Source organism: Betaproteobacteria bacterium, assembly GCA_016720925.1.
Lineage (GTDB): Bacteria > Pseudomonadota > Gammaproteobacteria > Burkholderiales > Usitatibacteraceae > UKL13-2.
Genome location: JADKJR010000015.1, coordinates 1 through 11105, shown reverse-complemented (window position 1 = coordinate 11105; position 11105 = coordinate 1). Strand labels below are relative to the sequence as shown.

Annotated in this window: 12 protein-coding genes; 8 read left to right on the top strand and 4 right to left on the bottom strand. The window is 58.0% G+C overall.

Annotated features, from left to right (window positions below; translation table 11 throughout):
- Positions 1-15: 15 nt before the first annotated feature.
- From IPP88_17830 to IPP88_17795, 8 genes are all read left to right on the top strand, one after another.
- A complete protein-coding gene (locus tag IPP88_17830) occupies positions 16-747 on the top strand; it encodes a 4Fe-4S dicluster domain-containing protein (protein MBL0124504.1) in 732 nt (243 codons plus the stop codon).
- A gap of 11 nt (positions 748-758) precedes the next feature.
- The gene (locus IPP88_17825) at positions 759-1739 is read left to right on the top strand and encodes a dimethyl sulfoxide reductase anchor subunit (GenBank protein ID MBL0124503.1); all 981 of its coding nucleotides are present in this window, start codon (positions 759-761) and stop codon (positions 1737-1739) included.
- 142 nt (positions 1740-1881) lie between these two features.
- Positions 1882-3063 carry a sulfate adenylyltransferase gene (gene sat / locus IPP88_17820; GenBank protein MBL0124502.1) on the top strand — a complete coding sequence of 394 codons (1182 nt, stop codon included), beginning with the start codon at positions 1882-1884 and terminating at the stop codon, positions 3061-3063.
- 42 nt (positions 3064-3105) lie between these two features.
- Entirely contained in the window at positions 3106-3582 is a 477-nt protein-coding gene (gene aprB, locus IPP88_17815; GenBank protein ID MBL0124501.1) for an adenylyl-sulfate reductase subunit beta, read from the top strand.
- Between the two features lie 32 nt (positions 3583-3614).
- Positions 3615-5651, top strand: coding sequence for an adenylyl-sulfate reductase subunit alpha (locus IPP88_17810; protein MBL0124500.1), 2037 nt, complete (start codon positions 3615-3617; stop codon positions 5649-5651).
- A 95-nt stretch (positions 5652-5746) separates the two neighbouring features.
- Positions 5747-6661, top strand: coding sequence for a YkgJ family cysteine cluster protein (locus IPP88_17805; protein ID MBL0124499.1), 915 nt, complete (start codon positions 5747-5749; stop codon positions 6659-6661).
- Positions 6662-6964: 303 nt separating this feature from the next.
- Positions 6965-7537, top strand: coding sequence for an ankyrin repeat domain-containing protein (locus tag IPP88_17800; GenBank protein MBL0124498.1), 573 nt, complete (start codon positions 6965-6967; stop codon positions 7535-7537).
- A 23-nt stretch (positions 7538-7560) separates the two neighbouring features.
- Entirely contained in the window at positions 7561-7878 is a 318-nt protein-coding gene (locus IPP88_17795) for a segregation and condensation protein A (GenBank protein ID MBL0124497.1), read from the top strand.
- 46 nt (positions 7879-7924) lie between these two features.
- On the opposite strand, the gene IPP88_17790 is transcribed toward IPP88_17795, so the two are convergent.
- From IPP88_17790 to IPP88_17775, 4 genes are all read right to left on the bottom strand, one after another.
- Positions 7925-8971: a hypothetical protein gene (locus IPP88_17790; protein ID MBL0124496.1), complete on the bottom strand. Its 1047-nt coding sequence runs from the start codon at positions 8969-8971 to the stop codon at positions 7925-7927.
- Between the two features lie 168 nt (positions 8972-9139).
- Positions 9140-9604: a hypothetical protein gene (locus IPP88_17785; GenBank protein MBL0124495.1), complete on the bottom strand. Its 465-nt coding sequence runs from the start codon at positions 9602-9604 to the stop codon at positions 9140-9142.
- 152 nt (positions 9605-9756) lie between these two features.
- Positions 9757-9915, bottom strand: coding sequence for a hypothetical protein (locus tag IPP88_17780; protein ID MBL0124494.1), 159 nt, complete (start codon positions 9913-9915; stop codon positions 9757-9759).
- Between the two features lie 411 nt (positions 9916-10326).
- Positions 10327-10530 carry a hypothetical protein gene (locus tag IPP88_17775; GenBank protein MBL0124493.1) on the bottom strand — a complete coding sequence of 68 codons (204 nt, stop codon included), beginning with the start codon at positions 10528-10530 and terminating at the stop codon, positions 10327-10329.
- Positions 10531-11105: the final 575 nt, after the last annotated feature.

The window sequence follows — 11105 nt, the reverse complement described above, 5'->3', positions numbered from 1 at the left end:
TCTGGAGTGCTCGCGATGACCCAGCTCGCATTGGTCATCGATCTGAACGTATGCGTAGGCTGCCACGCCTGCGTGACGAGCTGCAAGCAATGGAACACGTCCGGTACCGCAGGGCCGCTCGCAGACTTCAATCCCTACGATGCCGACCCGACCGGCACGTTTTTCAATCGCGTGCAGACATTTGAAGTGGGTGAGTATCCGAATACACAGACAGTGCATTTCCCTAAATCCTGCCTTCACTGTGAGGATCCCCCGTGCGTGCCGGTATGCCCGACGGGCGCGAGCTACAAGCGACCGGAAGATGGCATCGTGCTGGTGGACGGGGACAAATGCATCGGCTGCAAGTACTGTTCCTGGGCCTGCCCCTATGGCGTGCGCGAAGTCGATGAAAAGCGCAAGGTGATGACCAAATGCACGCTATGCGTGGACCGGATCCACGATACCGCCCTCCCCGAGCGAGAGCGCAAGCCGGCGTGCGTACTGGCCTGCCCGACCAGCGCGCGCCTGTTTGGCGATATCCACGATCCCGAATCGATCGTGTCACTGGCGATCCGCGAGAACGCCGGTTACGCATTGATGCCGGAATGGGGAACCCATCCTTCGAACCACTACCTGCCGCGCCGCAAGACGCCGATGCGGATCCACGAGGACGAACTTGCCCGCACAGACAATCCGCTGAAGATTGACGGCCTGCTGCCGAAGCCGGCAAAGAACGAACCGTCGCTGGACGACATTACGTCCTGGTAGGCACTACAACCATGAATCCCGCCTTCTCCGTCATTTTTCTCACCACCTTGATCGGTACCGCACAGGGACTGTTTCTGGCGCTGTTCACCGCCCAATCCTATGCGCTGTTCAATCTTTTGCCGGTGCAGAACAGTCAATCGTTCTACGCCGTCGGCGCACTGATTGTGCTGATCCTCGGCGTGCTGGGACTCGGCAGTTCATTTCTTCACCTTGGCCGTCCTGAGCGCGCCTGGCGATCAGCGGCGATGTGGCGCACGTCATGGCTGTCGCGCGAGGTCATTGTGCTGCCAGCGTTCCTGGGCGTGGTGTTCCTTTATGGCCTCGCCCACTACACGGATTGGAAGCCTATCGCGGTCACGCTACCGGATCACATTGCGGTTGACGCGACGGTCCTGTTGGGTGTCGCGGGTACGATATTTGCGTTTGCGTTGTTCATCTGCACCGCCATGATCTACGCCTGCCTGCCATTCCTGCGCGAATGGCACAGCCCGCTGACGGTGACCAATTACATCCTGCTGGGGGGCGCTTCCGGTTTCACGCTGGCCGCGGCGTTCGCGACAGCGCGTGCACCGGAACTCACGCGTTTTTTTGCCGCCTGGGCGCTCATCATCACGCTGCTTGCATTCGCGAGCCGTGTCGCCTCGCTGATTCGCAACAATCGCCTCAAGCCCAAGTCAACGCTGCAAACCGCAATTGGCATCAAGCATCCGCGAATCATCCAGAAATCAATGGGATTCCTGGGAGGATCGTTCAACACCCGCGAGTTTTTCCACGGCAAGTCGCGCGCGGTATTGCGCTCGGTCAAATGGGTTTTTCTCGTCACCGTGTTTGTGCTTCCCGTGCTGTTGCTGGCAGCCGGGTTGTGGGCCGATTCGCCTGGCGCGCTGCCGCTTGCGTTCGCGGTGCAATACCTTGGGCTGCTTGCCGAACGATGGTTCTTTTTTGCCGAGGCAAACCATCCGCAAAATCTTTATTACCAGGCAATCGCATGAGTTTGCGCTTCATCAATAAACCGGTCGCACGGATGTGATTTTATTCATTTGTCAAAGTTGTCCGCTATTTTCCTGACGCATACGAAATCTCCGCAAATTGCTGCAGGCGAAGGGTTCGAACAAGTAAAGAAAGGGTAAGGCCATGGCTTTGGTTGATCCACATGGTGGCGGTGCGGTACTTCCGCTGCTGCTCGAAGGTGACGCACTCGCGCTCGAACGCAAACGCGCCGCCACGCTGCCCGCGCTACGCGTGAGTTCACGCGAAAAAGGCGATCTCATCATGCTGGGTATCGGTGGTTTCACGCCGCTACAGGGATTCATGCCGCATGCCGACTGGCAAAGCGTGTGCGATGACATGAAGATGGCCAACGGTCTGTTCTGGCCCATTCCCATCACCCTCTCGGCGGCCACAGCGGCCGCGGAGGCAATCAAGGTTGGTAGCGAGATTGCCCTCACCGACCCAGACGACGGCACCATTCTCGCCACGATGCGCGTAACTGAAAAATATGCCATCGACAAAGCGCATGAGTGCGCAAAGGTATTTCTGACGACCGACCTCGACCATCCCGGCGTCAAGCTGGTGATGCAGCAAGGTGAGGTCAATCTCGCCGGTCCGGTCAAGGTGCTTTCCACCGGCGGTTTCCCGGAAAAATACGGCTCGCTCTTCATGACACCGAAGGAAACCCGGGCCCTGTTCACCTCGTTGGGTTGGTCGAAGATCGCGGCATTCCAGACGCGGAACCCCATGCACCGCTCGCATGAGTACCTCGCCAAGGTGGCCATTGAAGTGTGCGATGGCGTGCTGGTGCACTCATTGCTCGGAGCACTCAAGCCCGGCGACATTCCCGCCGAAGTTCGGACGCACGCGATCTCGGTGCTGGCCGAAAACTACTTCGTCAAGAAAACCGTTGTGCAAGCCGGCTACCCGCTCGACATGCGCTACGCCGGTCCGCGCGAAGCGCTGCTGCATGCCCTGTTCCGGCAGAACTACGGCTGCTCGCACCAGATCGTCGGACGCGATCACGCCGGCGTCGGCAGTTATTACGGCCCGTTCGATGCGCATTACATCTTCGACAAATTACCTGCTGGCGCGTTGCAGACACAGCCGCTCAAGATCGACATCGCCTTCTGGTGCTACAAGTGTGGCGGAATGGCCTCGGGGCGTACCTGCCCGCACACCGACGCGGACCGGTTGCAGGTCTCCGGTACCCAGTTGCGAAAATCGCTTTCAGAAGGCCTGGAAGTCCCGCCCGAATTCAGCCGGCCAGAAGTACTTGCCATCCTGCGCGAGTATTACGCCGGTCTTGATGCAAAAAGAAGTTAGCAAGAAACCCTGAACGACAACCCCCTGAAGAGGAGATGAGAAATGCCCACCTATGTGAGAACTGACAAGTGTGATGGATGCAAGGGTCAGGACAAGACCGCCTGCATGTATATCTGCCCGCACGACCTGATGGCGTTGGACAAGGATGGCTCGCAAACCGGTCATCCCATGAAAGCGTGGAACCAGGAACCCGAGCAATGCTGGGAATGCTATTCCTGCGTGAAGATCTGTCCGCAAAATGCGATTGAAGTACGCCACTACGCCGATATCGTGCCGCTGGGCGGCTCGGTGCAACCGCTGCGCGGCTCGGACTCGATCATGTGGACGATCAAGTTCCGCAACGGCACGCTGAAGCGCTTCAAATTCCCGATTCGCACTACGGCCGAAGGATCGATCGATCCGTACGGCGGCAAGCCCATGCCGAAGGTCGCCGAGCTCAGCACGCCCGGGGTCTTCACCAAGGAGATGATGGGGGGCTACCGTGCCGGCAAGCCTGAAGAACTGATCCGCCGCAAATAGCCGATCGCGAAAAATTTTACTTGGAGAAGAAAATGTCTGAAGGTACTTTTGGCAATCCCAAAATCGTTCAGGAAGAACTGGACGTTCTGATGATCGGCGGCGGCATGGCCTGCTGCGGCACCGCGTATGAAATCATGCGCTGGGCCGACGCCGTAAAGGTCGAGACCGGCCAGGAACTTAAAATCAAGCTGGTGGACAAGGCGGCGATGGACCGTTCCGGCGCCGTTGCGCAAGGACTGTCGGCCATCAACACCTATATCGGCCCGGATCTCGATCCCGCCGACTACGCGCGCATGGTCTCCAACGACCTGATGGGCATCACGCGCGACGACCTGGCCTATGACCTGGGCCGCAACGTTGACGATTCGGTGCATCTGTTCGAAGAGTGGGGACTGCCCATCTGGAAAACCGATGCCGATGGCGTACGTCATGACGGTGCCGAGTCGATGAAGGAAGGCCTGCCCCTGCTGAAGGACGGCGGCAAGCCGGTGCGTTCGGGCAAGTGGCAGATCATGATCAACGGCGAATCCTACAAATGGATCGTCGCAGAAGCCGCCAAGAAAGCATTGGGGCTTGCGCGCATCGAAGAACGCATCTTCATCGTCAAGCTGCTCAACGACAAGAATGACCCGTCACGCATTGCCGGCGCGGTTGGCTTCTCGGTGCGCGACAACACGATCCATGTGTATAAGGCCAAGTCCATCATGCTCGCGGCGGGTGGTTGCGTAAACCTGTTCCGTCCGCGTTCAGTGGGTGAAGGCGCAGGCCGTGCGTGGTATCCGGTATGGAACGCAGGCTCGACCTATGCGATGGCCGCCGAGGCCGGCGCGGAAATGACGATGATGGAAAACCGCTTCGTGCCGGCGCGCTTCAAGGACGGCTACGGTCCGGTCGGTGCGTGGTTCCTGCTGTTCAAGGCCAAGGCAGTCAACGCGTATGGCGAAGACTACATGGTCAAGAACAAGGAAATGCTCAACGACTATCCGCCATATGGCCAGGCCGCGGTTCCCGCGTCCTGCCTGCGCAACCACCTCATGCTCAAAGAGATGAAGGATGGTCACGGTCCGATCTACATGGACACCGTCACCGCGCTGGCCAAGTTGCGCGAAACGCTGTCGCCGAAAGAAGTCAAACATCTCGAAGCCGAAGCGTGGGAAGACTTCCTCGACATGTGTATCGGCCAGTGCGGCATCTGGGTCGGTGAAAATATCGAGCCGGAAAAGAAGATGTCCGAACTCATGCCGACCGAGCCTTATCTGCTCGGCTCGCATTCCGGCTGTTGCGGCATCTGGGTGTCCGGCCCAACCGACCTCGGCGCACCAACGGCGGAAGAAGGCGATTACGATGGCGTACCTGCGCACCTGCCGCGCGGCTGGAACTGGGGCTATCGCTCGATGACCACCGTCAAGGGCTTGTTCACCGCCGGCGACGGGGTAGGCGCATCGGGCCACAAGTTCTCGTCCGGCTCACACGCTGAAGGCCGACTGGCATCGAAAGCCATGGTGCAGTACGTGCTCGACAACAAGGACTGGAAGCCGGAATTCGACACGCCCGTCGAAGAGATCGCCGCGGAAATCTACAAGCCGGTTCGTAACTTCCTGGAGCACAAGGACTACACCACCGCAATCGATGTGAACCCGAACTACATCGTTCCCAAGATGCTGCAAATGCGTTTGCAGAAGATCATGGACGAGTACGTCGCGGGCTGCGCCACGTATTACAACACCAACGACAAGATGTTGGCGGTGGCCGAAGAGAAGCTCGAAATGCTCAAGGAAGACGCGTTGAAGATGCGTGCCAAGGACCTGCACGAACTGCTGCGCGCGTGGGAGAACTACCACCGGATAATCACGGCGGAAGCCCACATGAAGCACATCCAGTTCCGTGAAGAATCCCGTTATCCGGGTTTCTACTACCGCACCGACAAGAACTTCGTCGATGAGAAAAACTGGCATTGCTTCGTCAACTCGATCTACGACCGGAAATCGAAGAAGTGGACCTGCTTCAAGCGCAAGCATGTTGACCTGGTCGACAAGTCGAAGCTGTTCAAGGCAGCAGCGCCGCACTGAGTACGCGCGGTAGCGTAAAGTAGCAAGGGCCGGGCACTGCAAGGTGTCCGGCCTGTTTTTTATGGCAACCTGCGTTCCAACCACGGACATTCAACATGGCTTCCCCCACGAACGGCGACTTCGCCGAAAAATCGCCCTTCCCCACCAGCCCGGTCCTTCCGCAGACCTTCGACGCGAGCAAGGTGATCCAGTTTCAATGCCGCAAAGGCATTGCCTGCTGGAATGCGTGCTGCAGCAACATCGACATTTCCTTGACGCCCTACGACATCCTGCGGCTCAAGCGCCGCTTTGAAATCAGCTCCGGCGAATTCCTGAAAAAGTACACCGTGCCGTACGAGATGGAGCAAAGCAGCATCGCCGGCGTCAAACTGCGTCCCGTCGAAAATGGCACGGCGTGCCAATTCATGCGACCCGAAGGTTGCAGCGTTTACGAAGATCGACCAACGGCCTGCCGCTACTATCCGGTCGCGCTGCTGTCGCTGCGGAGACAGGATGAAACCACCGATCGCGCGTCCTATGCGCTGGTTGAAGAATCGCACTGCCTCGGTCACAAGGAGCCGAGGCAGATCAGCGTCGAGGCCTACCGCAAGGAACAAGGGCTGGAGGAATACGACGATCTTGCGCGCGGCTGGCGCCAGTTAATCCTGAAAAAGAAATCATCCGGCCCGAGCATCGGCAAGCCTTCCAAACGCAGCCTGGAACTGTTCTTCATGGTCTGCTACGACATCGATCGCTTCAGCCAATTCGTCGCGAGCGAGGGCTTCAGCGGGATCTACGACCTGCCCGCGGAGGAGATGAAAAACATCCTGTGCGATGACAATGAACTGATGCAGTTCGGTTTCCGCTTTCTGCGGCAAGTACTGTTCGGCGAGGAAACCATCCCGCTGAAAAAGGAAGCCGCGGAGCAGCGGCGCCTGCAGCATATGGAACGTATGCAGCGCATCGAAACCGAGGCCGCGGCGAGGCGTGCGCTGGAACAGGATGAGATGTATCAGGGGCCGGAGGAATAGGATGGCGCTTGTTTGCGAGAACTTCACGAAACCTTGAACCCACAATTCTGTCGCCCCGGATTTAGTCCGGGGCGACAGTTTTATGAGTTTTCAGCCAAGACCCTAGAACTGGCGCGGCTTTCATGTCATTTTTGCTCGGAGAAGCCCGCCAACTGGCGTTCTACGATTCGATATGCCGGGACGTGATCGGCGAGTTACCGCAGTGGCTTGGCCCAAAAACGCTTGTCCTTTTTGAAACAACCCAGAGATAAGCATCACGCAATATTTTCGATCGAAAGACCAATCACTTTGAACGGAAACCATATGACTGACCAACTAATGAACGCCATCATGGCGGGCAACGCAGCACTGGTAACCAGCTTGCTGCAAGGCGGAACCGACGGAAACGCACGTGACGCCACCGGCGCCACCGCACTGATGACGGCCGCCGGCAGCGGCAATCTGGACGTGGTAAACGCGCTGTTGGCCGCCGGGGTGGACGTCAATGCGGTTGACGAGCGTGGATGGGGCGCGTTGATGAAGGCCGTATACAACGCCGATCTTGACCGGGGGTTTCCCGATGTGGTGCAGGCGCTGATCGATGCCGGTGCGAATATCGAGGCACCGATTGCCTATGGCGTGCGGCCGCTGATGCTGGCGGCAGGCTACGGCGAAGCGGGAGTGGTGCAAGTGTTGCTGGATGCGGGCGCCGACTTTCGTGCCCAAAATGACGGCGGTCGCACGGCCTTGATGATGGTGAAAGAAAAACACTACGTCGACGTGATCAATCTGTTGCACGAGATCGAACAGCAGGCCGGCGAGGGGCAAGGTTGCGGGTCAAAGACCGCGACGGGCGCGAACGTGGTGACGTTTCACAAGCCTGGCACCCGCCACTGATACATCAATTGGCCGACAAAATCATGCCCACGACCCCGCAAAATTCAGACCTTCAACAAAACATGGAACAACGCATCCTGCGCGTCATGCGCAAGGTATTGGCCAAGATTGTGCGCGAAGTCGCGCCGCGCCCCGGAACGGCCAGCCCCCTTTCGGACGACACGATTGAGGATATCCGCGAGTGTTTCAACCTGATTTCGATACGGGAGAAGGAATTGGCCGAGGCCCAGAACATAACGCCGCAAAAGCCCTTCTATTCTGACCAGCCGCCGTCCGCCAAGCTGGTCAAGATTTCACGTACGGTGACGCGCAAGAAGGGGAAAGATGATTCGGCGAAATGAACGCAGCTCCCGCATTTCATTCGGAATATTTCGACGACTCATCCAATCAAAGCGTTGACTCGATCTCAAGCCTTTCCATCGTGTCAATGCTGGTCGCGTCGCTGCCCGCCGCGCGATAACCCTCAATCAGTTTCCCGCCCACCGCCGCCCAATGTGCACGCCCGCCGGCGACCGCCGCCTGCAATAGCGACAGGTCACCCCCCTCACGCCATTGCTGATACGCGTCGGTCAGGCGAGGAAATAGCGCACGACGCATCCCGTCCAGATTGGCAAAATAAAAATGCCGCGAACACTCGGCCCCCTGCTCCAGTAATGCAGGCAAGGTGGACAGGCAATCGGCCAGGTTATCCCGTACGGCGCGCGCAAGAATCTCCGCACGCTTGTGGGTAAAGCTCGTCATCATGTCCTGCCAGTCCGCTCCCAGAATACGATCCGCCGCCACCTCGCCAATTTCGTGCAGGATCACCGTCTCGCTTTCGTGTTCCAGCATTCGGTCAAGCGCGGCTTCCTCGTCGGCGAGCAGGCCGTAGCAATCAAGCGCCGACTTGAGCGCGCCACCGGATTTTTTCATCCCCCACAATTCGATTTTCTCGCGCAGCCAGCGCCGCAGTGATTCCTGCCGCAGATAGATGACCCCATTTTGCATCGCGGCCGGAAACGCGGTGATGTCGCGCGCGTATTCGCATTCGCTGACGACGATGGTCAAGCCATCACGCTGTTCCTTGCGCAGCAATTTTCCCAGGAAGAAATGCGGCTTGTGAAAACGCCCGAAGCCGGCGCCATACACCAGGCCCTGCGGCACCAATTCAGAATTAATGGCATCGATATCGAACGGATCAAAATCCTTGCCGGCTACCGGCAGCGATTCGAACGGCGCCTCTTCCAACTCGTCCCACAATGCTTCGCGGCGTGTCATCCAGTCGCCCAGCTCATCTTTGGAGAGAGTCTTGGCGAGCGGATATTCAAACTCCCAGCGGAAAAACTCCCGCATTTCGAGCAAGTACGTGCAAAGCGTCTTGTCACGCGCATGACGAGCGTCGGAAATGTGGCAGTTTTTCTGCACTGCTTCCACCAGCGGTGAAAAATTCTGCATGGTCATTTAGTCGGACTCCTGGACCGGTCAGCTCACAAACTCACCAGCCCAAAAATATTCGCCGTTCGCCCCCGGGGGGGCCGGGGCCCCCTCCCTGAAAGCCCTTGATCGAAGCGGCTCTGTCCGGGGCTCGCAGCGCATGGAATCAGCCGCCTCGGTCCGTGTCGCTCAAGTCGCCCGACGCCGACGGATTTCAAAAGCGGCAACCGCCTGCATGATCTCGGAATAAGGCAGCCGTTCCAACGTAACGTATCGCTCCAGCGCGAGGCGCACCAGCGCACTCACGCCCATCCCGTCACTCGCCTCCCCGCCATCCGCGCCGCCGGACAACACTTTCTGCAAACCCCTTAGACCACCACATTGTATTTTCATTTCCTTGGCGTGCGGCAATGGCTCTTGGGTATGCGTCAATTTCAGCGCAAATGCCGCGTTCTGCTGCAACTGCCCGCGCAACGCGAGGCAGGTTTGCCGCTGCGCGGCATCGGTGCAGCCCACCGCTTCACGCTCGCCGATGTTCATGCGCTGCGCGAGAGCGCACTGACAGCAACGCGCAAGCAACGCTTTCTCAAACGCGCAGGGCTGTGGGTTGACTGACTTGCGTGCATCGCGGAAAGCGGATTCGTTGATGTCCATGGCCGCATCTTCTGATTGGAAGAACTGCCCAATGGCCTTCTACATGGCGCCACCAGCAGGAGCCATTCTGAAAATAATCCGCTGCCTCCTGTTGTTGGATATTTCTTGTTAGGGACCCAGCAACTGTCCGGAACGCGATTCGCAATCGAAAATCATCCGCTAATCGCCCCAGACCGATTGATATCAAAACGGAAATTCTGATCGTTGATATTTGCGCCGACTTTGCGCTTGATGGCGACAATGTCGGCTGCTGTAATCTTTCCGGAACCGTTCACGTCGGCAATGAAGAATCCAAATCGGCGCCGCCACATCGAGTGTCCCGTTTATGTCCATCAGCCTCAGTGTCACACGTTTTTTGTCGGGCACTCCTGCGATTCGCACGACCATCGTCGTGCCTGCGTATGAATAGGTCGACACGTCGTAGTTGACTAAATGCGCGTCGGTCGCAGTCATTGCGCCGATAGCCGCTACAGGCTGCGTGAATGACAAGAGAATATCGTGGATATCCATCCCCGCACGGGGGCTCGATCGTCACCGGCAAGACCCCCCGCCGACCGCAAGTGACGGGCAACACGAAGCGTCACCTGCCCCGGGATAGCGGATTTCCAGGGAACCACCGTCAAAGTTCGATCGCGCTGATGCTAGGCGTGACCATGAGAGCATTTGATTGCAGACTTGTGCCCGCCGCATTCGTCAGCACGGATCGTGCAATGTAGATCTGGTCAGATAGTCATTCCCGACAGAATAATTGGCGAGATCACGCCGCCTACGGTCAGGGACCTGGATTGCACGTGAGCGTAACGCTGGAAACATTCATTGCCGTCATCAATAGAGGGCGTAAAATCGAAGAACGCAATGCCCACGCCCGGCGTGGCCTTTTTGCAAGGTCTGGTGGCTGGCGGCGCGACGGCGGCGAGGTTGATCAAAGAATGACAAATAAATTGGTTGGATTGGGGGAGCCAGGTGCGTGCAAGAGCTTGCCGTCAGCAGTTTCTCGCCGAGTAATAGACTCGCCATTGGCGTCGTTGCTCCGATGCCGATCGCATTGCAGCATGCCGTTCGTGCCGAATGATCTATCAATCTGTCCATTTTGCATGTACGCGTAGTGGCAATGCTGGCAGGTGAAGTGGCGCATCGAACCGTGACAAAGATGCGGCCATGGGTCAGCTTGGTGCTTGGGCTCATCCCAGTGATGAATGACCATTCCCGAAGTCGCCCGAAAGCGGCGTCTAAAATGCCATTTGGCAAAAAAACGGAGCAAACAGAAAGGCCCGTGTAGCCGCATTGCCCCACGACGACCATTTGATTTCCATCAATATCGGCGGAGTGGGGGCGTGGTGAACCCAAAAGGATGGCTTGCTGACCCCAAATTACCGTAGGTCGTCCACGTTTCCATCAGGGCAGAATTCGCGCCATGCATTGAAAAAATAGGGCGAGCCATAAACTGGTGGCGAGATCCGATGTTGCACGCCGGGACCAAAATGACAACCGCTGTTCCATC

Coding starts and splice junctions, on each gene's coding strand:
- aprB (MBL0124501.1), top strand. CDS start 3,106: ATGCCCACCTATGTGAGAACTGACAAGTGTGATGGATGCAAGGGTCAG.
- IPP88_17825 (MBL0124503.1), top strand. CDS start 759: ATGAATCCCGCCTTCTCCGTCATTTTTCTCACCACCTTGATCGGTACC.
- IPP88_17785 (MBL0124495.1), bottom strand. CDS start 9,604: ATGGACATCAACGAATCCGCTTTCCGCGATGCACGCAAGTCAGTCAAC.
- IPP88_17800 (MBL0124498.1), top strand. CDS start 6,965: ATGACTGACCAACTAATGAACGCCATCATGGCGGGCAACGCAGCACTG.
- IPP88_17780 (MBL0124494.1), bottom strand. CDS start 9,915: ATGTGGCGGCGCCGATTTGGATTCTTCATTGCCGACGTGAACGGTTCC.
- IPP88_17795 (MBL0124497.1), top strand. CDS start 7,561: ATGCCCACGACCCCGCAAAATTCAGACCTTCAACAAAACATGGAACAA.
- IPP88_17810 (MBL0124500.1), top strand. CDS start 3,615: ATGTCTGAAGGTACTTTTGGCAATCCCAAAATCGTTCAGGAAGAACTG.
- IPP88_17830 (MBL0124504.1), top strand. CDS start 16: ATGACCCAGCTCGCATTGGTCATCGATCTGAACGTATGCGTAGGCTGC.
- IPP88_17805 (MBL0124499.1), top strand. CDS start 5,747: ATGGCTTCCCCCACGAACGGCGACTTCGCCGAAAAATCGCCCTTCCCC.
- IPP88_17790 (MBL0124496.1), bottom strand. CDS start 8,971: ATGCAGAATTTTTCACCGCTGGTGGAAGCAGTGCAGAAAAACTGCCAC.
- sat (MBL0124502.1), top strand. CDS start 1,882: ATGGCTTTGGTTGATCCACATGGTGGCGGTGCGGTACTTCCGCTGCTG.